Annotated in this window: 26 protein-coding genes; all 26 read left to right on the top strand. The window is 37.8% G+C overall.

Features of this window, described 5'->3' with window-relative positions; translation table 11 throughout:
• Positions 1-5: 5 nt before the first annotated feature.
• The 26 genes from ACZ5V8_RS11680 to ACZ5V8_RS11555 all read left to right on the top strand — a co-directional run bounded on the left by ACZ5V8_RS11680 (position 6) and on the right by ACZ5V8_RS11555 (position 25,386).
• On the top strand, positions 6-1,823 hold the full coding sequence (locus ACZ5V8_RS11680) for a GspE/PulE family protein (protein ID WP_464218875.1): 1,818 nt from the start codon (positions 6-8) through the stop codon (positions 1,821-1,823).
• Complete coding sequence (locus tag ACZ5V8_RS11675) at positions 1,820-2,980, top strand: type II secretion system F family protein (RefSeq protein WP_464218874.1); 1,161 nt, start codon at positions 1,820-1,822, stop codon at positions 2,978-2,980. Before ACZ5V8_RS11680 ends, ACZ5V8_RS11675 begins: the two co-directional genes overlap by 4 nt.
• Positions 2,981-3,022: 42 nt before the next feature.
• Positions 3,023-3,595, top strand: a complete 573-nt coding sequence (locus ACZ5V8_RS11670) for a type 4 pilus major pilin (RefSeq protein ID WP_464218873.1) — start codon at positions 3,023-3,025, stop codon at positions 3,593-3,595.
• A gap of 40 nt (positions 3,596-3,635) precedes the next feature.
• Positions 3,636-4,982 carry a type IV pilin protein gene (locus tag ACZ5V8_RS11665; protein WP_464218872.1) on the top strand — a complete coding sequence of 449 codons (1,347 nt, stop codon included), beginning with the start codon at positions 3,636-3,638 and terminating at the stop codon, positions 4,980-4,982.
• 33 nt (positions 4,983-5,015) lie between these two features.
• The gene (locus tag ACZ5V8_RS11660) at positions 5,016-5,396 is read left to right on the top strand and encodes a hypothetical protein (RefSeq protein WP_464218871.1); all 381 of its coding nucleotides are present in this window, start codon (positions 5,016-5,018) and stop codon (positions 5,394-5,396) included.
• Positions 5,396-6,217: a hypothetical protein gene (locus ACZ5V8_RS11655; protein ID WP_464218870.1), complete on the top strand. Its 822-nt coding sequence runs from the start codon at positions 5,396-5,398 to the stop codon at positions 6,215-6,217. Before ACZ5V8_RS11660 ends, ACZ5V8_RS11655 begins: the two co-directional genes overlap by 1 nt.
• Complete coding sequence (locus tag ACZ5V8_RS11650; protein ID WP_464218869.1) at positions 6,214-7,317, top strand: radical SAM protein; 1,104 nt, start codon at positions 6,214-6,216, stop codon at positions 7,315-7,317. The genes ACZ5V8_RS11655 and ACZ5V8_RS11650 overlap by 4 nt, the downstream gene beginning before the upstream one ends.
• Positions 7,318-7,450: 133 nt before the next feature.
• Positions 7,451-7,750, top strand: coding sequence for a hypothetical protein (locus ACZ5V8_RS11645; RefSeq protein WP_464218868.1), 300 nt, complete (start codon positions 7,451-7,453; stop codon positions 7,748-7,750).
• The gene (locus ACZ5V8_RS11640; protein WP_464218867.1) at positions 7,750-8,925 is read left to right on the top strand and encodes a radical SAM protein; all 1,176 of its coding nucleotides are present in this window, start codon (positions 7,750-7,752) and stop codon (positions 8,923-8,925) included. Before ACZ5V8_RS11645 ends, ACZ5V8_RS11640 begins: the two co-directional genes overlap by 1 nt.
• 8 nt (positions 8,926-8,933) lie before the next feature.
• Positions 8,934-10,025: a radical SAM protein gene (locus tag ACZ5V8_RS11635; RefSeq protein WP_464218866.1), complete on the top strand. Its 1,092-nt coding sequence runs from the start codon at positions 8,934-8,936 to the stop codon at positions 10,023-10,025.
• A complete protein-coding gene (locus ACZ5V8_RS11630) occupies positions 10,007-11,152 on the top strand; it encodes a radical SAM protein (protein ID WP_464218865.1) in 1,146 nt (381 codons plus the stop codon). Before ACZ5V8_RS11635 ends, ACZ5V8_RS11630 begins: the two co-directional genes overlap by 19 nt.
• Positions 11,139-12,038: a hypothetical protein gene (locus tag ACZ5V8_RS11625; protein WP_464218864.1), complete on the top strand. Its 900-nt coding sequence runs from the start codon at positions 11,139-11,141 to the stop codon at positions 12,036-12,038. Before ACZ5V8_RS11630 ends, ACZ5V8_RS11625 begins: the two co-directional genes overlap by 14 nt.
• A 41-nt stretch (positions 12,039-12,079) precedes the next feature.
• Positions 12,080-12,694: a hypothetical protein gene (locus ACZ5V8_RS11620; protein ID WP_464218863.1), complete on the top strand. Its 615-nt coding sequence runs from the start codon at positions 12,080-12,082 to the stop codon at positions 12,692-12,694.
• A gap of 35 nt (positions 12,695-12,729) precedes the next feature.
• Entirely contained in the window at positions 12,730-13,560 is an 831-nt protein-coding gene (locus ACZ5V8_RS11615; protein ID WP_464218862.1) for a hypothetical protein, read from the top strand.
• A 205-nt stretch (positions 13,561-13,765) separates the two neighbouring features.
• Entirely contained in the window at positions 13,766-14,014 is a 249-nt protein-coding gene (locus tag ACZ5V8_RS11610) for a hypothetical protein (protein ID WP_464218861.1), read from the top strand.
• Between the two features lie 6 nt (positions 14,015-14,020).
• Positions 14,021-15,091 carry a DotH/IcmK family type IV secretion protein gene (locus tag ACZ5V8_RS11605; RefSeq protein ID WP_464218860.1) on the top strand — a complete coding sequence of 357 codons (1,071 nt, stop codon included), beginning with the start codon at positions 14,021-14,023 and terminating at the stop codon, positions 15,089-15,091.
• Positions 15,088-16,272, top strand: a complete 1,185-nt coding sequence (locus ACZ5V8_RS11600; RefSeq protein WP_464218859.1) for a DotG/IcmE/VirB10 family type IV secretion system protein — start codon at positions 15,088-15,090, stop codon at positions 16,270-16,272. Before ACZ5V8_RS11605 ends, ACZ5V8_RS11600 begins: the two co-directional genes overlap by 4 nt.
• Positions 16,273-17,433 carry a thioredoxin fold domain-containing protein gene (locus tag ACZ5V8_RS11595; RefSeq protein ID WP_464218858.1) on the top strand — a complete coding sequence of 387 codons (1,161 nt, stop codon included), beginning with the start codon at positions 16,273-16,275 and terminating at the stop codon, positions 17,431-17,433.
• Positions 17,434-17,503: 70 nt separating this feature from the next.
• Positions 17,504-18,430, top strand: a complete 927-nt coding sequence (locus ACZ5V8_RS11590) for a hypothetical protein (RefSeq protein WP_464218857.1) — start codon at positions 17,504-17,506, stop codon at positions 18,428-18,430.
• Positions 18,423-19,079, top strand: coding sequence for a TcpQ domain-containing protein (locus ACZ5V8_RS11585; protein ID WP_464218856.1), 657 nt, complete (start codon positions 18,423-18,425; stop codon positions 19,077-19,079). Before ACZ5V8_RS11590 ends, ACZ5V8_RS11585 begins: the two co-directional genes overlap by 8 nt.
• Before the next feature lie 33 nt (positions 19,080-19,112).
• Complete coding sequence (locus tag ACZ5V8_RS11580; RefSeq protein ID WP_464218855.1) at positions 19,113-19,811, top strand: DotI/IcmL/TraM family protein; 699 nt, start codon at positions 19,113-19,115, stop codon at positions 19,809-19,811.
• A gap of 3 nt (positions 19,812-19,814) precedes the next feature.
• Positions 19,815-20,510: a DotI/IcmL/TraM family protein gene (locus ACZ5V8_RS11575; protein ID WP_464218854.1), complete on the top strand. Its 696-nt coding sequence runs from the start codon at positions 19,815-19,817 to the stop codon at positions 20,508-20,510.
• A complete protein-coding gene (locus ACZ5V8_RS11570; RefSeq protein ID WP_464218853.1) occupies positions 20,494-21,261 on the top strand; it encodes an IncC plasmid conjugative DNA transfer DtrJ family protein in 768 nt (255 codons plus the stop codon). Before ACZ5V8_RS11575 ends, ACZ5V8_RS11570 begins: the two co-directional genes overlap by 17 nt.
• Before the next feature lie 10 nt (positions 21,262-21,271).
• On the top strand, positions 21,272-22,015 hold the full coding sequence (locus ACZ5V8_RS11565) for a hypothetical protein (RefSeq protein ID WP_464218852.1): 744 nt from the start codon (positions 21,272-21,274) through the stop codon (positions 22,013-22,015).
• Between the two features lie 2 nt (positions 22,016-22,017).
• Positions 22,018-24,381, top strand: a complete 2,364-nt coding sequence (locus ACZ5V8_RS11560; RefSeq protein ID WP_464218851.1) for a DotA/TraY family protein — start codon at positions 22,018-22,020, stop codon at positions 24,379-24,381.
• A gap of 57 nt (positions 24,382-24,438) precedes the next feature.
• Positions 24,439-25,386, top strand: coding sequence for an Rpn family recombination-promoting nuclease/putative transposase (locus ACZ5V8_RS11555; protein ID WP_464218850.1), 948 nt, complete (start codon positions 24,439-24,441; stop codon positions 25,384-25,386).
• Positions 25,387-25,391: the final 5 nt, after the last annotated feature.

The following is a 25,391-nucleotide window of genomic DNA, read 5'->3' as shown; positions in this document are numbered from 1 at the left end:
TTATTATGCAGATAAAATCATGGATCAACTCTAGAAGCCGAGGTAAATTAATACCGGAGCTTGAAACAACAAGGCATATATCACCATCTAAATCTGTACTTGATGCTAAGCAGATAGTTACATCGCAGCGCAACCTTAATGTGTGTAATAGTTTTGATGAATTAAATATAAAGGCAGAAAAGCTACTTTACTGTGATCCATCACACACTCGATGCTTCAGCAAAGAAGAGCAGTCACAGTTTTTATTTGTGCAGCATATACTGTCAGATGGTCAGCGTGCTTTAGCGGTGATACAGTCAATTAATTTAACGCCTAATAAAGAGCTTGCTGATAAACTCGCGAAGTATAAAACAGAAGCTCTGAAGGAATATGACTTAAAGGCAGTTAAAACGATTATTGCCAGAGCGGTTGTATTAAGTGATTGCTTGCAAAAAATCAAAAGCAGTGACCTCAATCACTCTAAAGAAGCATTAGCAACTGAATTTGATAATCTGTTGGCTCATGCAATAGAACAGGATGCGTCTGATATTCATTTTAGGGTTCGTGGTCAGGTATGTGAAGTTTCGTTAAGAGTTCATGATGAAATTAAACGATGCGCCTATGCAAATTATGACTCGCAGTTTGCCAATAAAATGATGAGAGCAATGTATAACACGAAGGGTGTTGAAGGTCAGAAAGAGAAGATGTTTGACCCAGGAAGAATGCAGCAGACTGTTTTCGAGCGCGTCGTTAACCAGCGTAGATATCGAATAAGATTTGCTTCGCACGCTATTGAATCTCCTAATATTAAAGATGTGGCGTTGAGTAAGTCTTATGTTGTGGTGATGCGTATACTTTCAACGGATAAAACATCCATTAAATCATTTGAAGATCTGGGTTATAGTCAAACACAGATAAAGTATTTCAATGACGTGCTTAAGTTACCACATGGTGGTATTCTATTTTCAGGTACAACAGGTTCTGGAAAATCAACGGCATTAACGACCTTGATTTCCAACTTTGTTCGTGTCACGGCTGGCACTAAAAAGTTCTATTCCGTCGAATCTCCGGTTGAATATATTATCGATGGTGTAGATCAGTTAGCTGTGCACGACTCAGTTCAATTCAGTGAGGCTGAGATCACACACAAATTTAATCTGGCTCTTAAGCAGATGGTTCGTCTGGATCCAGATATGATTTACTGCAATGAAATTCGTGACGAAGGTACTGCAAAGTTCAGCCAGAAAGCAATTCAGTCGGGTCATGTATTCTTTTCAACCCTGCATGCACAGGATGCAATCTCAACCATTGAGCGTTTATGTGGTATAGGGATTGATCGTGACGTGGTATGTTCACTGAATTTCTTACAGCTTATTGTGTATCAGACATTAGTGCAGACGCTTTGCCCATCATGCGCTCTAACTATCGATGAAGCTATAAATAAAAATAAGGATTACATGAGTATCCAGCAAACATTGCTTGATGTGATTAAAGCTTACGCATTACCAGAGCATGTGATTCATAAAGTTCGTATTCGCAATACCGGTGGATGTGAACATTGTGATCATTCAGGCGTGGTTGGTAGAACAGTCATCGCTGAATTCCTTAAGCCGAATGCTAACATTCTGCAAAACATCAGAAAAGGAGATCTGATAAGTGCCTATCGAGCCTGGCGAAGTGTTGGTGGAATGACTATTAAGGAAGATGCATTGATTAAGGTATTTAAAGGTCAGATATGTCCTTACTCTGTTGAATATAAAGTAGGTGCTTTAGATGCAGGAACAGAAGGCGAATTAGTAGAACAGGAGCACCTTAAAAGTATATTGAATAAGGCTATGGCATGAGTATGGCATTTAATATCATCAGTATATTCAAACCAGCGCAGGACAGATTTGGCAACCAACTACATTTATATCCCAAGCTACAGGTGAAATGGCTTGCTAGTCAATTTACAAGTAGTAAACGCATGAAGCTCTATAAATCTTTAAAGATGCTTTTAGGCTCAGGAATGTCAATGAATATGGCGTTAGAGAGAATGAGTTATAACTTTAAGAAATGTGGGCGCAAGCTATTTAACCAAGATGCGCTTTTGATATCGATACTTGATGATGTGAATTTTCGTTACAGCAAATTAGGGATGAACTTTTTTGATGCCATTGCTCCTTATATTCCTAAGTCTGAGATGTCAATTCTATCGTCCGACAGTTATGAAATAGCTAATGGTCTGGAGAATGTCGTCAAGCATGCCGATAAACAAGGAGCACTAATTAAAGCAATCCTGATCAGCATGACAAAGCCTGCCATGTTTATAGTCGCTATGGTGGGAATGATGTATTTTTCTGCAATGAAACTTATGCCCAGCCTTAATGCATCAATTCCAAAAGATAAAATGCCTGCTATTACACTTAAATTCAGCCATTTTAATCAGTGGATGGTTGATCATGTTTTTATTATTTCTGCCATTTTAATGGTGCTGTTGGTGGCAATCGTCGTCATCATTCCTCAGCAGAAGAACAAAGTGCGTCAAATACTGGACTACTTCCCGCCATTTTCAATTTATAAAAAAATATCGACGGTTAAATTTCTGGTATCCCTGTCATTGCTGCTAAGCAGTCACAATAAGGACAGTAATAAAGATAAGCATAATGTTCAGACATCTTTGCATTTCTCTTTGTTGAGTATAAGAAACAATGCCAACAGTTATACTGCCTCATATGTGAATGCTATGCTTGCTTTTCTTGATCAAGGTGCAGAGCCTGGTGAAACTTTGATGAATACTGGTTTTTTTGATCGCAATATCTCGGCATTAATAGGGGTTTACTCAGATGCGGGTAAACTGGGCGAGGGGATTTATGATTTGGCTGTTAATTATTTTGATGAACAGATTAATCAGATTAAGCGTTCATTTAAGTTTATTTCAGGGCTTTTCTTTCTAGCTATGGGGTCATATTTGGCTTTCTTTGTTATCGCACTTCAGGCACTGGGTACCATTTCAGCATAATATTTATAATTTTTAACACGAGATTAATTAAAGGAGATTAAAATGAGAATAGACAAACTTTTAACAAAACACAGTAAATATAACAAATACAGAAAATATCGAAACCAACAGGGCTTTTCATTGATTGAGTTAGCGCTGGTTCTAACTGTTGCTGCTATTATCGTTATTAGCGCTATTATTTTGTATAACAGCCTGTCAGGTAATGTTAAAAACGAAGACATGACTAAGCAGATATCAATGATTTCTGAGGGGGTAACAAAATTATACCGACCTTCTGGTGGTGATTACACCGGACTGACTACGCAAACTGTCATTAATGCCGGTTTTGTCATGCCAGATATGCTGCATGGAGCAGCAGGTGCTCAGGTCATTGGTACCAGTTGGTATGGTAAGGATAATACCTCTGTTATTACGGTTGCGCCTTATAACAATACGCAGTTTCAGGTCACAGTAACCAATATACCTAAAGATAATTGTACAACGATAGGGGCAAAGTATCTGCATGGCAATTCACTGGGCGTGACGGCAAATGGTCAGGCGGTTGCAACGTCAGATACCTTAGCTACAGCATGTGCAGGTGCTGATCCAGCAACGCTTGCTCTGACTTTCTACTAATTTTTTAAATGCTTTTAACTTATATTTAATGGAGTGCTTTATGCGAGTTTTTAGCCAGCAGCTAAGTAATCAGAATCATAAAAGCGATCAGAAAAACCAGAAATTGCATTTGCTGAAATTTGATAAACAGGCAGGATTTTCATTGATTGAATTGTCGATGGTACTTGTGATTGCTGGGCTATTATTGATAGCATATATGTCATGGAGCAGCTATAAGGCACGTGAATCAGAGGCAAGGGCAACAGGTAACAATGTTGCACAATATATTGCTGCGGTTGATGCTAAGCTTGCTACAGATACTGTGCATGCAGGTGATACGTTTACTGGTGTAACCTGGCTTTTGCCAACGAGCTGCGGTGGTAGTTCAGCTACGGTTTACTTACCCTGTGGCTTTATTATTAATTCACAATTAATGCGAACACCACCTGTAGTGACGGTGAATAACATTGGAGGTAGCAGTCGTTTAAGTGTGACAATTAATTTTGGTGCGATTACCAGTATGACAACAAATGGTGTCTTAAAACCTGATCCAGGTCTTGCAGCAAGTGTTGTTAATGCAGCGCGCGCATATTATGGGTCAGTGTCCAATGGCGCATTCAATGGGATTACCAGTTATAACTTTGATAAAGTCAATGCAACCTTTCAGGTCAACATCACCTTACAAGGAACAAAAGATGTCTGGTTACGTGTGGATGGCGGCAACTCCATGCAGAACAATATTACCTATAATCCTGCTATTGCCGATAATAAACGTCAGTTGTTAAATGTATCAACCATTTCAATGCAGTCAGCTACCCAAGCTGAGATTACATCAAATGGTGCACCTTTACTGTTATCTGGTGCAGCAAGCTCAGTTAAGCTTGGCGATGGTAATGGAAATATTACGATGTCAGCTAATAATAATATTGGCATTAACTCAGTTGGCGAATTATCGCTGAATCGTAATAGCGGTGGTGATGTTTATCTTGGCAAGCAAAATGGTGTTAAGGGGGATTCTAATGTACATGTCAATGACCTGACGATCGCCAGTAAAGGCAATACTAAGTTGACTGATTATCTGGGGATGGTATTTGTGCGCAGTTATACCATTAATCAGAATACAACATTTGTTCCCTTTGATGCACACTGTGCTGCAACAGGTGGTATCAATAAGATATTCCTATTACCACAAATGCAGGAAGTAAAACAGTTTCCAGTAAAGTTCTCAGCACCATATCGTGAAATATCTCCGGGACATGTTGTATATACCACAGTTAGCTTTACTGTGCCTTATGCAGCTTCTGGTGTTCGAGCGCAGACAAATGGTAATGGATGGCAAATTATACAGCACAACCTCACTCAATTTGAAGCTATTGCTGAGATTTACTGTGACTATTCCAATAAATAATGAAAAATAAAATAAATAAGGAGTGCTAACACAATGGGAAATATTAATAGAGCAATTTTGGTATCACTGGCATCAGAAGCCATTATATTATCAAGCACCGTTTATGCAGATACGACACATTCTATTAATTCAGTTGAGGCTCTGGGTCAGGCTATCAGCCAGTCAAAAGCCAAAGATTTGCCTGTCATACCATCGAATGCTGTTCAACAGCAGGCAAATGCTGAAATGTTTTATAAAAGCCCAGGGCAGATTTTACATGAAAATCGTAACCTTATGAGCAGCGGTGATAATAATAATGACTCTAATAATATTAATGGTATCAGTAATCAGCAGGATATAGTGACACCTTGCTATGTTGAGTCGTACACCCCGTGCTATTCAAATCATAGTGATTGTGGGAGAGGGCATTACTAATGATTTTAGAGCCGCCAGTTAAGGTTAAACATTATGATTTTATTGTTAATAACAATGATGATTATTTAACTGTGATTACACTGGCCAGTCTATTAAAGCATTACCCTGACTCAAAGATACTGGTATGTCTTTCACCTTTCTATACGACCATTAATGTTGATCATACTAAAAGGGGCATCCATACTTTTTTTGATCATAAGCTTGCGCTTTATGTATACAAAAATACAGCTATCGATCTAAGGTCAATAGACAGAGTATGGCATGAGCTATGCCAAAAAGATAATATAGACATACTACCAGCGCATCTTTTGGATATTAGTTTTAAGCTACACCCTAATGAACAGACGACGCAGTATCAATGCGCTTATCCTTTTTTGCCCGATATAAAAGGACACTATACACAATATTCACGGTTGAAATTGAACTCTACTTTGTTACTCGATTACCCTTCATTTCATAAACGCTCATGCACGATTAAAATGATTAAAAATAATCAGATTAAATATTACAGGGGTATATTCAAGATAATTAAGTCATGCTTTGTGCCTAAGTGCTATATGGGATTCAGTGCAGATTGTGTCATACACACAGGGATTGACCAAGCAAGACACCTGGAGAAGTACGATCAAAACACGATAAGGCGACGCCAGGGGTTGATTATTGGTAGAAGACATTTAAAAACACATGAAAACATATATGAAAAGCGTTTACATGATATTGCTGCGGCTTTAACGATTAATCAGCTGATATCAAATCAGGATCAATATCAGGCTTATCGTTGTGATGTTGATTATGACTACTATAGTAGAATGCCGGTATGATGCTTCAGGTTCGCTTGACTAACTGGTGCAATGTGGGGTGTGATCACTGCATGATTCCTCTGGTTAATCGTCACAATAAATTACGCTTAACGAATGACTTTTATGAGCGCATTGGTAACTTGGTTAACACAAACCTTAAACTTAAGAATGAAAAAACGTTGCGACTGAGTTTTACAGGTGGTGAGCCACTGACACTTAATTATGATTTCCTAGCCAATGCCTATAATTGTATTAAAAACACCTTGGCCAGTGATACCATGATTGAGCATCGTATTAACACGTCATTGATTGCTTATCGCGATGAACATGCCGCTTATATCAATAAATATGTTGATTTGATAAAAACATCATTAGATTTCAGTACGCGTAAAATCAATGGTTCAGTTAACAATTATCACCAGTTATGGTTAAAAAAATATCATGCTGTCAAAAAGCTTGGTAAGCCGATGATTGTCAACTGTACTCTAACGAAAAGTGAAATAGGTCGAGAATCTTATCTAATGGATACCTTAATGAGCTATGGTGTTGAGAATGTGCAGATATCACAGTTCTTTAAAACAGGTGTACCTGAGTCACAGCAGGCAGAAATTCCCAGTAATTTAGAGCAGTCACAAATGTACTGCCGTATATTCGATTGGGTTTTAGATGCTTATGCAAAAGGTGAATATATCAATGTTGATATCTGTAAGAGCTATCCCAGAATTGCGTTAAATTTACCGATGATTCAAGAAGAAGGCTGTCAGAAAGGCTTTTTTGTGATTGAGCCGGATGGGAAAGTAAGTACTTGCACCATACAATCAGCGATTGATAAAGGTGTTGGGAGATTGAATAGTCGTGCCCCGAATGAAATACTCTTTTCACCTGATCGGCTGAAGAACATCAAGTATCAACAGCAAAGCTTTCAATCAGGTTGCCTGTCATGTGAATTTTTTAAAAACTGCAATCGTCGAGTGTGTCTTCATATGCCGCAAAATCAGGAAGAATGTATGGGATATAAAGTATTTTTAAATCATATTAAATCAAGATGCCAGTCAGCTGAGTTTAAGACGCTATTATTTCGCTATATTGACTTTAAAAGCCGCTCAAGCCATACGAATTAGCCTTTTTCACACTCGCATTTGCATTTTGTTGAATTTTTTTAGTTATTTTTGCTTTCACCCCACTTTAGGGGGGTAGGTCTTAAATTATTTTATGACAAGATAAGTTATCAATCACGTGATGAGTCTATGTTAGATGAAAAAAGTGCAAGAGAAAATATCAAGGAAACCTTTTTGTCAATGGGCAGAGTCTACCTATCATAAGCCAGTTAAAGCTGTTCTAAAGAGTTTTGAAAAGCGTGGACTTGTCTATGAGGACGTGGTTTTAATCAGTTCATACTCTGTAAATACCGTGCGTAAATGGTGCAGAAAGTATGATGTGCATTTGAATCATAATAAAAATAATCAAAGCGCAGAAATACGAAAGGTAATGATTGCGAGAGTGGCTAATGCACAATTAAGTATGTGTAATATTTTAAGTAAGGCGTGGCAGTGATGAATATTTTTGTTGTTATTGCTAAGCCAACCAAGGCATGTAATGCTGATTGCAGTTATTGCAGTGCTATTCCTTATGACAAAGAAAAGTGGACAGTTGAAAAGTTCATGCATATCTGGGATACGTTAAAGCCTGGATTAAACCAGCAGGTACAGTGGATATGGCATGGTGGTGAGCCGCTTTTAATGTCACCTCAGTTTTATACCAGTTGTTATGAATATGCCAAGTTAACGCATCCTGATGTACGTTTTGAAATGCAGTCAAATATTACCTTATATAAATCTACGCGTTGGAAGGATACGATTGATCAGGTTTTTAATGGTTGTATCAGCACGTCATTTGAATATGGTGGCATGCGTACCATATTTGGGGATGCTGCAAAGTTTGAAAAGGTCTTTAAGTGGAAGTTAAAAAACATTATTGATGACGGGTTTAGCACAGGCATTATTGGCACCTATTCTGATGAAAATATTGATCAGGCAGTAAAAATGTATGATTTAGCGATCAGTCATGGCGATAAAGCGCCATCCATTCGCATTAATTATATGCGTCCACAGGGGCGGGTTAAAGATCATGGTGTGCTGATGAGTGCGCATAAATATACGCAAACGCTACTGGCGTTATGGGATAGATGGGTGAATGATGCACCTGCATTTGACGTTATTCCTTTAGCTGATTTCCTCTACAGTGTATTAGGTGTTCATAAGTCACATAAATGTCCTTACACGCGATCATGCGGTGGACGTTTTCTATCTGTTGAGCCTAATGGAGATTTATATAATTGTGCAGTATCTTCAGATACACGTAATAAAGATTTTTCCTTTGGTAATGTCTTTGATTTGGTAGTCGATAATAAGCAGGTACCTCAAGAGACTTTTACCCATCATCTTAATGAGGCGCAAGCATTACGCGTCATTAAGTCAAGGCGCTATCAGGTGCATCTTGACTGTGTTAAATGCCCGCATTTTAGAGAATGTCAGGGGGGATGCCCCTCTGACAGTATGTTATTTGATGGCAGCATTAGCAGTAAATTTTATTATTGTGAAACATGGAAGGCGCTGTTAACGAAAGTAAAGGAAGATCTGGCGCAAGGTAAACTGGATCGCCTGCTTAAAAAACGAGGACTTTCGCCAACACGATACGCGCCTGGCTCGCGAGCACTGGCTTTTTTATAGGTGTGGCTATGATTATCAGTTACTTTAAGCTGTCCAACTACTGTAACGTCGGCTGTTCGATGTGTTACATTCCACAAGAAGACCGTCATGATAAAACAAAAATGTCAGATGAGACATTAAAAGATGCTATCAGAACAACGGTTGAATATGCTAAACGCGTCAATAAATCACAGGTCTTGATTGTTTTGCATGGTGGTGAAGTTTTATCACTGAGTGTTAATTATTTAAAAGCTGCGTTTGAACTGCTTGAAGCAGAACTTTCAAAAAGCAATCTTGATTATGGTTTTGCTGTGCAGAGTTCCTTAATTCCATTGAAACAGACGCACATTCCCGTTTTAAAACAATATATTCGCTCGATTGGTTCATCAATGGACTTTACGGGACGGACAATCAATGGATCAAATGAGGCATATAAAAAACTGTGGCTCGATAAAGTTGATTTAGCCAGAAGAAATAATCTAACTGTTCATCCAATTACGGTGCCTAATAAAAAAGAGTGCGGTAATATAATCTCTGTGATTGATTTCTTTATGGCACATGATTTTAAAAGCATTAACTTTGAGCGCTATAATACGTTTGGCATGCATATCCCGACTGATGATGCGCCAACGAATCAGGATTACAGCAATATGTTAATTGATGCGTTTGATTATGTTGTTAAAGGTAATAAGTCTATTGTCATCAGACAGATATATGAAGCACTGACTGGGGTCATAAAAGGTAAGTCAGCAGGCAGGTGGGGCACGACCTGTATGCAGGATTTTCTGGTGTTTAATCCCGATGGCAAAATAAATGCTTGCCCAGACAAGATTGACTCAGAGCCAGCCTACTCTTATGCCAAGTTTTCAGTTGATAAGCTCATGAGCTCAAAGGTGCGTCAGTTCTGGTTGAAACAGAGTCGCTTGCATCATCCGCATCACAACTGTATGAAGTGCGAGTTTAGACGTTTTTGTAGAAGCGGTTGCCCAATTACCAGTAATCAGCAGACGGGAGATGCATGCAGTGGATATAAACCATTTTTAAAACATATTCAGGCATTTCTTGAATCAGAGCCCAAAAAAGTAAAAGAGTACATGAAACTATGCGAAACCATTTATTAACTGTTATTGCCAGACCGACACTAAACTGCAATGCAACCTGTGATTACTGTAGTGCAGCGATATGCAGTAAACGCAAGTGGACATTGGATGACTTCAAGCGGGTTATTGATCAGATATGCCTGTCTGAAAGATATCGTCTACGTAAAATCAACTGGATCTGGCATGGCGGTGAACCTATGCTAATGAAGCCTGAGTTTTATTTGCAGAGCTATGAATATATCCGTCAAAAAGGCTATGATGTTATTTTCTCAATGCAGACTAATTTGCTGCTTTATTCTGAGAAGTGGCATGAGGTGATTGAGACGGTTTTAGGTGGTGTGATTGGCACATCCTATGATTATGGTCGAACACGTAACATTCACGGCAACAGTGACATATATCATAAAGTTTTTATGAAACGATTTGCACAACTTCATGATGATGGGTTTTTAACTGGCGTTGTTACTGTGTTAACTGATGATAATATTGATCAGGCTTATCAGTTATATGACCTTTCAAGGGCATATGAGTCTTATTATGGCTATGGGTTTGATATAAAATACAACTATGTTTATACCGAGGGTCGAGCTAAAGACACAGGTATTCAAACGCTTGATAAAGCAAAGTATAAAAGCTTTCTTCTATCACTGGTTGATCGCATTTATGAAGATAATCCAACATTTAATATTAGCCCAATCAATCATTTTATTAAAAACATGAAAGATAAAGGGTTAGCAGGGTGCCCATTTAAGAGTAATTGTGCTTCAGGTGTTCTGTCAGTAGATGAAGATGGACATGTTTATACGTGTTCTTCATTTGCAAACACTCAGGATAGAAACTATCAGTATGGCAATATTTTTAATCATACGTTGTATTGTGATGATGGAAATCAGACGTTGCATCATGAGATAAATTTCTTTGACAGGATTCATACATCAACCGCCTATCAAGCAATGCATAAACGCAAAGTTAGGTTAAATATTGATTGCATCAGGTGTCCGCATCTGAATGAATGCCAGGGTGGATGCGGCTATCAGAGTGTGCTGGAGCAGGGAGATTTGTATGCTAAGCCAGATTATTGTGATGTATGGTTTGATGTGATCAGTAAAATAAAGGATATGAAGGAACGTTACCATGAACTGTGTTAGCGATAAGATCAGGCGGCATCTACAAATTTCAGAAGTTACTCTGGATCGGTGCCTACAGAGTTATATTGCTTGTGTACAGCGTTGTTATGACTTATCAGGATTGTCGATGGATCACAACTGGAAACAATATATTGAGTGCTCAGTAAAATATACCAGGGGACATATTAATCCAGTTCGTTTTGTGGCATATATTGATCGTTCAACCTTGCATGCGACTAAGAAAATATTATTAGCCTATATTGAGCAAGCTGATGATTTGAAAGGTTGTAAAGAGGAAATTAATCAGCTTTTATATTCCCTTGAAAATAGTGTGGAAAACAATAAATTCTGTTTAGGGATAGAAAAATCTGTGTCTGGATATCAGCATAAAATATATTGTTATCTGCCAAAGCAGCTAGATGAAAACATGACCAAGTTGCTAAAGCATTTTGAGGTGAATATAGAGTCTAGCACTGTCAATCATTACGCTCAAGCAATTGGTTTTACTGTTATCAACGACAGTAAAACAAGTGCGAAAATCTCAGCAAAAACTTATCGAGTATTTACCGACTTTGACATGCTAAACACCTTTCTTAAAAACCGTGTCACAAAAGATCAGCTTGCTATTTTATCGTTGGGCAATTATGTGGAGCTGATAGAAAAAATTGGGAAAATTGGAGAAAATGGAAAAGCTGAGAAAGCTGAGAAAAAGGGTAGTAAAAGAAGTTATGTTCATATTAACCCTAAGTCTGATCAACTGCTTTTGCAGTCATTAAACAATAGCCAGATTAAGCAGTTATATGATTGCTATATTTGTCCTGAATTAAAAGGAAACACTTATATTTCATGTTGGCTTGATACTTTAGATCATGGTGAAGCCATTAATGAATTTACGTTGTACTACTAATCACAAAATAATAAAAAATAAGAATGATAAAGGAGCTTGTAATGAAAACTATCTACATAAATGAGGAAACAGCACATCTGCCGCCTGATCTAGAACCAAAGACTGAAGGTGTTATGGTTTTTCTGGCACCATCACATATTGCATCAGGTGAAGTAGTTGAATATTACTTTGAAGCCTTAGTGAATATTACCTATATCATCAGGCAGGTGACAGTAGTTGTTGATGTTACTACACTTGATTTGTTGAGTGATAAGGAAATGTTGATTGAACGGCTGTTTAAGCTTTTTGAAGTGAGCATCAGTATTGTGACGGGTGTTGGGATAAAAAGCGTTGATGAGTACATTGCATATCTAAGGCCTCTTGCAGTGGCATATCTGATGGATGAGAGCATTGCGCCTCAAACGAGGCTTTATCCAGTATCTTTGTTTATTCGTAAATCAATGATGACGAATTTAATCGAATACAAGGATGAAAGAGCAAATTATCAGAATATACTTGCTCAGGTTTATTATCCCCACTGTTGCTTTGATCAGCAATTTCTTGATGAAAAACTTAGTGCGCTAACGCAAGATATTCTTAGTGAACTTGGGGTTAATCTTAAAGAATACCTCAAAGCAACACATGTGGCTTTGTCTCAGGCAATGGATAGTAAATAAGTTAGATAATATTCAGTACATTGATGGTGAGTATTATGCAATTAAATAGAGAAACCATAGTTCATGTTTATCTGTTAATGCGCCAGGCGTTAAAGATTAACCATTATATCAATGAGCGAATCACGTTAATAAAGCCAATATGGCAACATGATGAAATATATAATCTTATGCGTAATGGAGACATAAAATCCACAAACAACACCTTATATGCCAATAGTATGAGGTTGGTATTTAACTGTACGTATGATATTGCTGATAATATGCTTAATCTGCTTGAGGGGAATGGTGTCAGGGTATTTGCTGTGCCTAATTTTCTCGAAGATAAGATAAGCAGCTTTGCATTCTGGCATTATCGAGATTGTATTATTTTTATTAATCTTAGTCAGTGTCGTACGAAACGAGCGGTTAATATTGATCTGGCAACACAGTTGGGTCACTTGTTACTGCACGATGATATGCTTGGCAATAAAACGCCAAGCATCCATTTAAACCGTGATGATCTAGATGCTTCAAGCGCTTTTGCAGGACATTTTATTGGTATGCGAAGTTTTGATTACAATAAACAGTTGGTATTTAGATTTAATCACTCAAAGTTTTTTAAAAGAATTATAAAGCTACTTAAAGCAGAGGATGGTGGTACTCAATATGAAACATTCTTAAACAGAATGGGCATAGCTCAAAAATATCATTCCATGGTGACAAAGCTATTGCCCAGCGAGAAAATTATTCAATTTCCCGATATCAGACGTAAATTGATTGTTATTGATCATACAGATAAACATCCTATTCCAGATAATCTCATTGAGTTTGCTGTTAAAAAACAAGAAAAGTTAAAGAGAGAAAAAATTAAAAAGCACAAGAAGTAAAAAAGTAAAAAATAATGTGCTCAAAAACGCAGTAATAAGCATAATATCAACTCACTCAATAGTGCAATGACACTTTTTCCAAACTTTTTTCATTTTTCTTGCGTTTCACCCCACTTTAGGGGGGTAGGTTGTCTTTTAAACTGAGGCAATATAGTCATCAACAAGACCTCTGTATTAAAGCGGTAAGAACAATAAAAGGTTATTAATGATGAATATTAGTTTTGCAACAAACAGTGAACATCTCATTGCTGAGTCTTCTGTCTGCATCGATGATGCTGACAGAGACCTGTTGTTTATCGATCAGGATATAGAACTGCTAGCGGTCAGATCAAATGGCCATCACTACGTTGGCTCATTAAAGCAGGTAATTAGTTCAAAGCAGTTTGAGCTTTTTAGCAGTGATATCAAATCTATGCTGCTAGAAGAGTTAAATCAATTAGAAATGGTGTCATAGATAGTCATGATCTTTATTAAGTGTAGAAACCTGTTTGTCATGATGTCTGTCATTACGGCTATAATGTTTGGCGTGGCTCAAGGGGCAGAGGCTGGAGATGCAAGTAAAACGCTATCACCACAGGCACAATATCAGGCGATTTTAACAAAACAGGATCAACAGAAATACAAAGATTTAATTGCACTTTATCAATCGGGGAAAACACTTAAGCCCTCGCAGATTAAAGCGCTTAAGGAATATAACCGTAGTATTGAAGCAGCCAAACATATGACTGTGAAGCTTAAACAAAACAGGCGCACTTTCTTGTATCACGATGATCAGCCGCCGACAATCCACATTGCTAAAAATCGACTGACTAATATTCAGTTTGTTGATAATGCGGGCAATCCATATCCGATTCAAGACTATAATATATCTGACGAAAATGCCTTTAAAGTTTTTCAAAGAGGGGGGAATAGTACAACGACACCTGTGCAGAGTAATGACAGAAAAAGTTATGCATATACAGACGAGAAGGCACCGAAGAAGTCTGAGCAGAAGGGTGATCAGAAAAGCAGCTTACTACCGGCTTCCATGCGGAATTCACTAACGATTGATGGCACCACTGATTATGCCCAGGGGGATTTAATTATTTATCTTGTGAATAAGCAAATGCCTGTGCATCTGTTTTTAGATTCATCAGATACGCAATATGATTATCAGGTCAATATTAGCATAGATGGTTTAACTCAGCAGTCCTTACAGGAAGTTAAATATACAGGTGTTGATTTTACAAGACCAAGTAAAGCCATGATGCAGTTTTTAAATGGTACAGCTCCTAAAGGTGCAAGAGCTATGGATATTTCTATTTCAAATGCGAATGTATGGCAGTACAACGGCTATTTTTATATTCGTACCAAAGCAGAGCTTCAGTCTCCGGCATATATTTCACGTGCCAGTACCTCGACTGGCTATACGGTTTTTCAAATTGCGTCGGGTAATCATGTTTTAAGTCTAGTCGATCATGGTCGTCTTATTCCTGCAAGTATTACTGAACCGATGTCAATTGATGGCGAAAATGAGGGAGAAGCCCAATGAATATGAGAGAAGAAAAGGTTCAGAAAGTACGTAATACAAGATTAATCCTGTCTGTTGTGGTAGGAGCAGTAATTGTATCACTGGTAGGTTATAAACTGTTTTTATCAGCCAGTGAACCTTCATCAGATGCGGGCGTTAACATCAATACCAGCTTTGACAGTGGAGCCAATCATAATGATTTAGTGAACTCTCCTTTGATTAGACAGAAGCACGAAGCCTATGAAGCAGCGAAAGAAAAAGAAGCCAGAGAAGGTAACACCAGTTTTATCAGCACAGTAGGCTCAATTAATCCAATTAAGAAATCACAGCCTTTGACGAACACCAATCAGAACTATAACTATCAGTCTGCTTTGAAAGCGCGCCAGAAAAATGAGTATAAAACAAATGAGCTTGAAACAAAAACAACAAAGCAAAATGATGATGTGGAGATAAGTGAGTCCTTTGAAAAAGCCATCAAAGCCTATGGTTTAGATAAACTGGAATTAGAAACACATACTGCAACAGCATCAGGGTATAAGACAGTCACAGCACCAGAGTATGTCCAGAATGTTATTGTAAATCAGACAGTAAGCTCAATTACACAATCTGTTTTAGGGCAGATCAATGCCGGCACGTTTTTATATGGTGTTGTTATAAATCAGATTAACAGTGATTTTAAAACACCTGTAATTGCTGAAATTCAGATGGGTAAATATAGAGGCGCCAAAGTCTTTGGCGAGTTTACTGTCAGAGACAAATGGATTGATGGTATCAGTATCGAGTTTAATAAAATGATATGGAAGGGTATTACATTCACCATTCATGCCATAGCAGTTAATGCAGATTATTTACCTAACTTGTATGACGATATAGATCATCATTATTTACAGCGCTTCAGTGGGCTAATTGCTGGGGCTACCTTTGGGGCAATTCAGGGTGCTGCTCAGCCTTATCAAGGTAAAAACACACCGACTGTTATTGTAGGCAGTAGCGGCAGTCAAACCCAAGTTTATACACCGCCTGATGCTAAGCAGATTGCATTTAGTGCCGCTGGTGGAGCAGCAACCAATATTTCAGGGCAGTTACAACCTGCATTTACCAGCTTATGGAATCGACCAACAACCGTCACGATAAACCGAGGACATGGCATAGGCATTTTATTTACCGATACCGCAGAAATTAAATCAGAAGGAGAAAAATAGATGATAAATTGCAGTAGAATTTTTAAGAAAGTACCGATGGTGGCTTGCATGCTGGCTAGCGTGTTCATGCATGCTGGTTATGCGTCTTCACCAATTGAGGATGCTGTTACTGGCTATCAGAATGCGATAAATGATCAGCAGCAAGTGATCGTTACTCCAGATAGTCGTGTTACATTATCTAAAGATTATTCTGGCATAGACCACATCATACCAATAGTTGGGAAGTTAAAGCAGGTCTTTACCTATTTAACGGTCAGTGAGATTAAACCTTTAAACATTAATGGTTTTTATCAGTTAACGACTAATTCAGGCATGATTGATGTTAGTACAACAGGAGAGGTACTATTAAAGGCAAAGCATTATCTTCTATTTAATACAGACAAGCTTGACTTAAGTAAGTCCGCAAACCTTGTTCAACTGATTGAGGATAACACACACCTTCAAGTCATTGATCATAATGATAAAGGAGCTTACAACTATTTTTTAATTGATAAAGCCACAGGCATTACCAATAAAAACCCTAAGCATATTAGTACAGTTATTGTTGGATTATATACTACCGTAGATGAGTTGATGTCGCATAAAGATGAAATTCCTCTAGCTCAGCATAAAAATGTGCTTTCTGATTTAGAAAACGGTGATAAGCGTAATAATAATGACAATGAAAATCAGCAACAGAACCAGGAACAGAAGAAACTTAAAGATGCCATTATCTGGGCTAAAGATAATCTAACCTATCAATCTAAATTAAAAAAACCAGATGGCACACCTCTTAAAGGGACTTTGTATGTATTTACTGATTATACCTGTCCGCATTGTCGTGATTTACATGAGCATATCAATGAATTTTTAGACAATGGCTACTCAGTTATCTATCTCCCATTACCAAGAAAGGGACTTAATACAACTGTGGCTCAAAATATGCAAAAGGCAATATGCGCAACCCATCCTTTGAGCGCCTTAAACAAACTATATAGTAAAGGCGTATTACCTGATGGTATTAAGGAAAAAGCTAATTGTACCGTTAATGTAAGCTCATATTATGAATGGGCGAGAGAAGCTAATGTTACAGGAACACCTTATATTATCGGCTCAAATGGTAAAACGACTTCTGGATTTACAAGCAGTGGCTCGGTGGTTGATCAGTTGGGTATGCGATAGCGAGCAATAGAATTTGAAGAATAAGCAATCAAACACGAAAAGATCAAAAATAAAAAAATAGAGGACAACGATGAGTATAAAACAAATGATGGTGCCATTGCTTCTGATGAGCGTGAGCAGTGCTTATGCTGATATGTCGATATTATCATCGATACCAGAAGCACCGGTATCTAATGGCTCTAAGATTCACGCACAGCTGAGCAATATTCCATTAAAGGCATTATTGCTTTCAATTTATCCTGGTTACACAATTCAACTAAATCAGGTCAATGATATTCCTATCAGTATTCCTGCAACTAAGAATGATGCTGTCTCTATTCTTCAGCAGATATCTAAAGTTTACCACTTGAGCTTTGATGTTAATCCTGACAAACAGACAGTAGCAGTTAAGCCGCAGCAGACGATTACATATCAGTCCTATTTAAATGGTTGGAAAGATCTTCAAAGCAAGGCAGATTTATTGACTCAAACACAGGCTGAGTTGGCAGCTCAAAAAAAGGCACTTGAAAAAGCATATGCAGATAGCCCATATCCTGTGCCAGATATAAAAACAGAGCATGTTAAGGCAAATACCAAAACACATGAGCTTAGTCTGATTGTATCCCCATTTATTCGTAGTGATCTAAAAAATGAAATTAGCAGCATGTATAAAAAGCATCTGTTAAGTCAGACGTTTAAGGATTATTTAGAAGGTAAGCATCTTAAATTTTATCAGAATGACAAAACACATAAATTGTCCGTTGCTTCAACTGAGTCAATTGCAAAAACACTTACTCAAGTGCATGTCTATTATGCACTTAAAGGCAGCCAGATGAAGGCAACTATTTATCAGTGGGCAAAGCAAGATAAGTTAGCAATTAACACTGATGTATTGCCTGATACCGCATTAAAAACAAATGTAATTTATGCCGGCTCACTGACAACAAATAACTTGGCAGATAATCCACTTTATCAGTTGATATCAGGTGCACTTGGATGGGAGAAAAACAATGTTTAGTACAAACGTGATAAGAAAAATAAAAAAGGTAGAAAAGGTAGAAAAGGTAGAAAAGGTAGAAAAGGTAGAAAAGGTAGAAAAGGTAGAAAAGGTAGAAAAGGTAAAGATGGTTGGTAATGAGAAAAGCGTAAAGCAATTGCTTATCGTGACCTTGATAGGTGTACTGGGTCTAACAAATGCCTATGCAACTGATCATTTTACCATGCGCACATCGACACTGATGCAAAGACAAATGAAGCACGAAAAGCAGGGGAGCGATACCATCTCGGCATTAAAATCATCACCTGTCATGTATGTTAATAAACAAGATGGCATCATGGCATTTGCAGCTGATAAGAAACAGGCTAAGGCACTATCCGCTAAGGCGCCTCAAGTTTATTATCTGATCAAAGGGGATACCGTTAGTCAGACAATCAAGCGTTGGGGTAAACTCAATGGCTATACTGTATTTTTTCAGTCTGATGATGATTATCAAGTTCAGACAGATTCAATCATTTATGGAAGCTTTTTAGGTCATGGTGGTGCATTAAGTACTTTGCTCGATTCGCTAAAATCAGCATCAATGCCATTTAAAGCGGAAGTAATGGCGAACAATGTTGTTTTAATTAAGCCAGGCACTTTTAGTTCGAGCTTCCTGACACCTCAATAAACAGAGTTAATACAGAATAATTAGGGGAAGGCGATGCTTGATAAATTTAAGAAAAGAGTGACCGTTAAGGCTGGTAAAAATGATAAGGTGGGTAAGAAAAGATCAATTGATCAAAGTCCAGTTAATAGCCTTGAAGTCTGGGCAGATAAAAACTATTTTCAGTTCTTTAATCTCTTGAGCTATTTATTTGTATTTACTGTAACAGTACTCGTGCTGATTAGCCTGTATATCTCCAGTCAGCGACCTGATATTGCCTTTTTTACGGTTAGCGATGATGGCAAAGTTGCCATTAAACCAATTGGTAATGATTCAAGTGCACTCAGTAATGCCTCAGTTGAACAGTTTGTCATTGAAGCAATACCTGAATCAATGGATTTTGACTTTGCCAATTATCACTACATGCTGGATAAGAATTTACCACGTTATTTTACTGCTGATGCCAAAGGTGAGTTAAGCAAATATATCAATGAAAATATTGTGCCGAGCCTCAAGGAAAATAGTGCATTTATCTCGGTTAAAATTATCTCTTCCTTTGTAACTGATCGCAGTTTGAATAAAACACATTCTGTGTGGCGTGTTCAGGTTCCCGCAATTATCAATATCTTTAATGGGCGTGTGAGCACATCTAAGCGTGTTAAATTTCAGCTCATTATCAATGACACTGGAACGACGCTTAATAGCTATGGAATGCAAATTTCTCATATTCAGGTTAATGCGAACTGGCAGGAGTAAGTGATGTTAGCATGGTTTTTTAAGGGTAAACGTAAGGTTCCAATTCATCAGCTGGCGACTGAATATACGTCAAATGAGATTCGCAAACGCTCTTTTTTAAAGCGTTATATATTTGTGCTGTGTATTGGTTTTATCATACTTTTATGGGTGAATGGTCGTAATCAACTTACACATCAGTGGACCTATTATTTTGCACTTGATAACAAGGGTTCATTAGCCACTATTTACCCTTTAAATGAGCCGCAGCCATTTACGCGCGATGACATTATTCAATATGCCACAGATCGCATATACCAGATCTTTGCGGTGACGCCTGAGAATTATAAGCAAAAGCATAATGAGTTATTTAATCTTAACTTTGCGGTAACAGGTTTTTCAGATCAAGTCCAAATGGCGATCAGTGATTCTGGGCTGCTGTCACGATTAAAACAGGGGTGGTACTTTGCAGTAGAGAAGCTAGGTGATCCAAGTGTGAAACTCACCAGTATCCATACCGGTAATGGTAATGTGGTTATGTGGAAAGTTGTATTTAACCACTTTGTTTTATATGCCACTAATGGTCAGACTTTCTCAAGAACCCAATCAAAGATTGAGATTGATGTGCTGAAAACACCCTTTATGAGTCTGCCATCTCAATTATCAATTGCAAAGATCATGCGATATGACCTTAAGGATACGGGCAATGACATCGGCTATTAATACACATCAGTCTCAACGCGATGAGGCTACCCAAAATAAGCTCTTAAGATTGGTTTTAATTCCTTTTCAACTGACGATATGGTTACTAGGGTTTGCAGTAACTGGCTGTGTTATTTTGATCTGCTTTTATTTGATCTATTGGGTGTTGACTTCTTATCAACATGCTTACAATACACTTATTGAGATTTACAATTATAATATTGCACACTTCTATGTTAATCCAGACTCACTTGTTGGTGGTTGGATTAATCAGCTGTATCACAGCCTTACTCAGTCAATGACTGAGGTTAATCAATATTTTGCAAAGAGCATGAAATGGGTGCAGGAAAACTCATATCTTAATAAAGATACGCTATCAGATATTCCAGTGAGTGATCAGGTCAACTCATTGATGAATCACTCATACAGTTTTGTGCAAAAAGGGTGGTCACTGATTCAGATAGCCTTTTATGTCACGGTCATTAAATTTTTGACAAGCTTAAGTTTTTATCAGCTTTATATCATGGCAATCATACTGGCATTTATTACGGGTAATCATAAGCGGTTGTATCGACGTTACTGTGTTGATAGAGAAAGTGAGGCAAAACATAATATCATCAGAGGGCTAACCGTATGGCTACCCAGTCTTGGGGTGATTCTATATCTCATTATGCCTTTTAAGATTAACCCCATGATGGTTGCCATGACTTCAAGCTTTATATGCTATGTACTCTTGCATTACCTCATTGGCTCATTCAAGAAATATTTATAAGGAACTCAACGTGGATAAACATGTAGATACCATTAGTTTTAATCTCAATACGGATCATGATGCGGTTGAAATTATCAGTGGCATTATGATTAAGCCGATTAAGCTGGAAGCAGACGTTGAGCCAAAGCATAAAATCCCTATTTTAATTAAGATTCATCATGCAGACTGGCAGATACTGAATTTACCACAGGAAATTACGCAGCATTATCCAGTTGTCATTCACACTAAGCCGCGTACTGTTATTTATGGCAGATATAATGCGCTTGAAAATACCTTTACATTAACCGTTGCAGCTAAATATCGTGCAGTGATGACTAAAAAGAAAGCTCTAATGGGCATAGTCAGTATTTTCAGCCTGAACATTATGCCTGTTTTGAGAAAATCACGGCGCATGATAGGTAATCCTTTAAGCTACTCCTTTGATATTGGCAGTGATATCTGGCAGATGATTAAAGCGCCTAAAAAACACACGAGCAATACCACCAGTACTGTTGGTAAAAGTTTTGCGGATATGAGCGACAGAGATGTTAAAAAATATAGTTTGAATTTTAGTTGTTTAGCGATTCTTATATTTTGCATGCCTTTAATTATATATTTACTGTCTCTGCTCATGGGTGGCCATTTCAGCTATTACACATTTTTTGTTATGCCTTTTTGTCTGATACCACTTCATATGCGTTATCAATGCAAACACAGGATCAAGATTAGTGCTGGACGTTTTTTAATTCAATTATGTAAAGGAAGGGGGATTTAACAATGAGTGGCTTTGACTGGAGTGACCTTGGTCATAACTGGGGCTTTGTTTATCGCCTAATACAATTATTGTTTGGTGATTTTGTTAAGCAATATGGTCAGACAAGTAGTGATAATGCTGGAAGCATGTATACCATCATCACGCATCTTGGTTACTGGTCATGCTATGCAGGTTTGCTTTTGCTTTGTATTGTTCTGTTTTCATCATTTTGGAATATATGGCGAATATCTGAGAGCAATACACAGCAGGCAAAAAGCATGACGGTTCAGGTGTGGAAAGCACTTATCGTTGGCTTATTTATTGCACCCATTGGTCTGGGTGGCACATCTGTAGCGCAACGTGTAGGCGTTATTAAAACAGCTTTAATGGGCGATTCATTTGCGAACATGGCTTATAAAAGTACGGTGGCTGAAATGTTAAAACCACCTGTATTAAGTGCCGGGGCTATTAATCCAACTCAATTATCTAACGATATATTACAGGCAGAAGTCTGCACATTGGCGATTCAAGCACATGATGGCAAAGCAAATCTAGACATGAGCCAAATTTATCACAATGGTGAAATAAAACCAGTGATGGCGAATACTAACGCACTTATATTGTTAGGTGACTATAATCGTGCATTAGGTGAATACAAATCTCTGAACGTTACCAATAACTCATATGGGCTGATGCAGAAGCTCTATTTTGGTGAGAATGGTATTTGTGGGTCAATTAACTTCCCTGCATTAGCCAATGGCACTTCATTTAAGACTCAGGTAGTCAATGAGCAAAGCACACGTTTGCGTGAGGCAGTGATTAATCTGGTAAATAATATTGCACCATCAGCAGAGGTTTTAGCGAGTTTAAGTGTTGATAAGAATACTGGCGGGATTAAGATTGCTGATAATGGTGACGCTAATACGCAGGAGCAGGCTAAAAGAGCACAGGAGATGTATTTAAACGCTGTTAATAACTACATTCAGGAAGTTCAGGCGATTCCAGGTAAAATTCAGACAAATGTGCTGGACGATAATTCCTTTGTTGATTTTATTGATCAGTCAGGCTGGGGGCTAGGTGTGTTGTGGTGGAAAGTGCTGGCAGATATCCAGTCGTCTTTTGTCAGCAATGCTATTGCCTATAGTAGTACAATGTCAGCTAATATTATACCTGTTTGTCAGATAGGGTGGTGGAGCTGGTTTGGCAGCAATAAATACTGTGTTACTGATGAAAACTTTAAGATATTAACCTCTAATCTTCTTTATATGCAAAAGAAAAACAATGATGCTATCATTGATAATGCAAATATTTCTAAAGATGCAAAAGCCAGTGCAGAAATTAACAATGCCTGTAGTGCATCAGGGTGCTCATTTGAGCGGGTTGATGGCATTGTTGGTGATGCAATGAATTGGATTTTAGTGACCAAAACTGGATCTCAAAAATATGTAAGTGCGCTTGATAATTATGATTATAAAACCATTACTGATATAAAAAACCAGCAGTCTATTTTTACAGTAGCTGCAAACTTGGGGTCTTCATTGTTTAGAACCTATATGCTTTTTTACGGAACCTCCGTTTTATTTAAGGTTGGTGCAGGGGTGGCACATGGTGCAAGCCAAACAATTATTGGTAAATTTGGGGCCGCAATTGCAACAGAAGGCGTGGCTTCAATTTTAGAGTGGATGAGTGCCCAGACATCAATGTGGGCCACTGCATTAATGGTTCCAACCAATACACTACTGGTGATATTACCATTTACGCCAATTATCATCTGGGGAATGCTGCTGATCAGTTACTTTATTATGTTGATTGAAGCCTTTATTGCAATTAATCTAGGGATGGCACTATGGGTTGTTCCGGATGAGCAGTTTATCTCAGGGCGTGTCATTAGAACCATCATGATGCTGTGTTCATTACTTTTGCGACCATTTTTATTTGTAGTCGGATTAGCAAGTGCCTATGCATTATCTCCAATTGCATTAACGATCTGGAATACTTTATTCTTTTGGGGGACAGGCACAGTAGTTGGTGGCAGTTTTTATACGCAATTTTTTTATATAAGTGTTTATATTTATGGTTTAATTAAGTTTGCGATGATTTGTTATAACGTAAGCTTTATTATGCCCGATAAGATTCTGCAGTGGATGGGATCAGGCTATGGTGATGTATCTGCATTTGGTTCGGCAGCGGACTTTACAAATCCTGGCATGGGTGGTGGATTATCAGGCGGTGGTGCGCTGAGCAATCCACATGCAACAAAAGCAATAGCTGAGCTTTCAAGAGTAGCAAAAGCGGGTGTTGATGTCATAAAGCATAACAAAGAAAACCCTGATAGTCGTATTACACATGAACAGGCTTATAGAGAAAGATATGGTGACAAGAATTGATAACACAAATAAAGCTGATATAGTTTGTGGCGTAATGATAGATAAAGGCAATAGATTATGGGTGCACATGATTTACAGTTTCGTAAAGCTTTCTCAAACCCGAATATGTTTAAAGTAGCATGCGAAATCTACCTACCAGAAGACATAAAAGAAAAGCTTAATTTCTCAACCTTAAAACTGAGACAAATGAGTGGGACGTTTATTCGTAACCTGATTATACTGCAATACAATATTGACCCTGACAAAGATGCTAAGTTGTATGAGCAGCTCAAAGAAGAAATAGGAGATATTGTCTATAGTTGTGAAACTTATGATGATGCAGAAGTTTTGCTAATTGCTCATAGTGAACATCAGAGCACACCAGACAAGCACTATCCTTTACGTAATGCATTATATGATATTTCAGCCCTTAAGGACTTCATTGAAACTGAAAAGCCTGATAAATATCCTTTAGTCGTCAGTTTCCTCGCTTATCACGGCAAACCCTCACCCTACCCTTACCCAACTGACATTATTGATAAATTTGAGCATAGAGAGTTAGCCCAGAAGTATTTCTTAAAGCCAGTTTTAATTGATTACCGACAATCAGATGATGAAGATTTACTGGAACATGGTGAGATCTCTGGGCTTGAAATTGCTTTAAAACATACTTTTGACGAACAGGTTGATGATAATGTCATCAAAAATTTAATGCATGGATTGCAAAAATGCACTAAAATTGAGTTAAGACATGATTGGTGGATGTATGCCTTAAAATCTTGGGAAACCTCCGCAGACACCATGATCAAAGAGTATAAAAAAACCTTAAATGAAGAGGAAAATTTTGTTATGACGGCTGCACAGCAATTAATAGAAAGAGGGATAGAAAAAGGTGCTTTCTTAAAAGCACAAGAGACTGCCGCTAACTTTTTAAGAATGGGGCTTTCTGTCAATAAAGTAATTGAGGGCACTGGTTTAGATAAGAAGACTGTAATGGAGCTGAAAAAGTCATTGATTAAAAATTGACAATC

The sequence above is a fragment of the Cysteiniphilum sp. GTC20157 genome (genome assembly GCF_055396795.1).
Note: the sequence above shows the minus strand (reverse complement) of the source record. Positions and strands in the feature narration are given on the sequence as shown.

Excerpts from the sequence above, each read along its gene's own strand:
- ACZ5V8_RS11680 (WP_464218875.1), top strand. The coding sequence starts at position 6 with ATGCAGATAAAATCATGGATCAACTCTAGAAGCCGAGGTAAATTAATA.
- ACZ5V8_RS11675 (WP_464218874.1), top strand. The coding sequence starts at position 1,820 with ATGAGTATGGCATTTAATATCATCAGTATATTCAAACCAGCGCAGGAC.
- ACZ5V8_RS11670 (WP_464218873.1), top strand. The coding sequence starts at position 3,023 with ATGAGAATAGACAAACTTTTAACAAAACACAGTAAATATAACAAATAC.
- ACZ5V8_RS11665 (WP_464218872.1), top strand. The coding sequence starts at position 3,636 with ATGCGAGTTTTTAGCCAGCAGCTAAGTAATCAGAATCATAAAAGCGAT.
- ACZ5V8_RS11660 (WP_464218871.1), top strand. The coding sequence starts at position 5,016 with ATGGGAAATATTAATAGAGCAATTTTGGTATCACTGGCATCAGAAGCC.
- ACZ5V8_RS11655 (WP_464218870.1), top strand. The coding sequence starts at position 5,396 with ATGATTTTAGAGCCGCCAGTTAAGGTTAAACATTATGATTTTATTGTT.
- ACZ5V8_RS11650 (WP_464218869.1), top strand. The coding sequence starts at position 6,214 with ATGATGCTTCAGGTTCGCTTGACTAACTGGTGCAATGTGGGGTGTGAT.
- ACZ5V8_RS11645 (WP_464218868.1), top strand. The coding sequence starts at position 7,451 with ATGAAAAAAGTGCAAGAGAAAATATCAAGGAAACCTTTTTGTCAATGG.
- ACZ5V8_RS11640 (WP_464218867.1), top strand. The coding sequence starts at position 7,750 with ATGAATATTTTTGTTGTTATTGCTAAGCCAACCAAGGCATGTAATGCT.
- ACZ5V8_RS11635 (WP_464218866.1), top strand. The coding sequence starts at position 8,934 with ATGATTATCAGTTACTTTAAGCTGTCCAACTACTGTAACGTCGGCTGT.
- ACZ5V8_RS11630 (WP_464218865.1), top strand. The coding sequence starts at position 10,007 with ATGCGAAACCATTTATTAACTGTTATTGCCAGACCGACACTAAACTGC.
- ACZ5V8_RS11625 (WP_464218864.1), top strand. The coding sequence starts at position 11,139 with ATGAACTGTGTTAGCGATAAGATCAGGCGGCATCTACAAATTTCAGAA.
- ACZ5V8_RS11620 (WP_464218863.1), top strand. The coding sequence starts at position 12,080 with ATGAAAACTATCTACATAAATGAGGAAACAGCACATCTGCCGCCTGAT.
- ACZ5V8_RS11615 (WP_464218862.1), top strand. The coding sequence starts at position 12,730 with ATGCAATTAAATAGAGAAACCATAGTTCATGTTTATCTGTTAATGCGC.
- ACZ5V8_RS11610 (WP_464218861.1), top strand. The coding sequence starts at position 13,766 with ATGATGAATATTAGTTTTGCAACAAACAGTGAACATCTCATTGCTGAG.
- ACZ5V8_RS11605 (WP_464218860.1), top strand. The coding sequence starts at position 14,021 with ATGATCTTTATTAAGTGTAGAAACCTGTTTGTCATGATGTCTGTCATT.
- ACZ5V8_RS11600 (WP_464218859.1), top strand. The coding sequence starts at position 15,088 with ATGAATATGAGAGAAGAAAAGGTTCAGAAAGTACGTAATACAAGATTA.
- ACZ5V8_RS11595 (WP_464218858.1), top strand. The coding sequence starts at position 16,273 with ATGATAAATTGCAGTAGAATTTTTAAGAAAGTACCGATGGTGGCTTGC.
- ACZ5V8_RS11590 (WP_464218857.1), top strand. The coding sequence starts at position 17,504 with ATGAGTATAAAACAAATGATGGTGCCATTGCTTCTGATGAGCGTGAGC.
- ACZ5V8_RS11585 (WP_464218856.1), top strand. The coding sequence starts at position 18,423 with ATGTTTAGTACAAACGTGATAAGAAAAATAAAAAAGGTAGAAAAGGTA.
- ACZ5V8_RS11580 (WP_464218855.1), top strand. The coding sequence starts at position 19,113 with ATGCTTGATAAATTTAAGAAAAGAGTGACCGTTAAGGCTGGTAAAAAT.
- ACZ5V8_RS11575 (WP_464218854.1), top strand. The coding sequence starts at position 19,815 with ATGTTAGCATGGTTTTTTAAGGGTAAACGTAAGGTTCCAATTCATCAG.
- ACZ5V8_RS11570 (WP_464218853.1), top strand. The coding sequence starts at position 20,494 with ATGACATCGGCTATTAATACACATCAGTCTCAACGCGATGAGGCTACC.
- ACZ5V8_RS11560 (WP_464218851.1), top strand. The coding sequence starts at position 22,018 with ATGAGTGGCTTTGACTGGAGTGACCTTGGTCATAACTGGGGCTTTGTT.
- ACZ5V8_RS11555 (WP_464218850.1), top strand. The coding sequence starts at position 24,439 with ATGGGTGCACATGATTTACAGTTTCGTAAAGCTTTCTCAAACCCGAAT.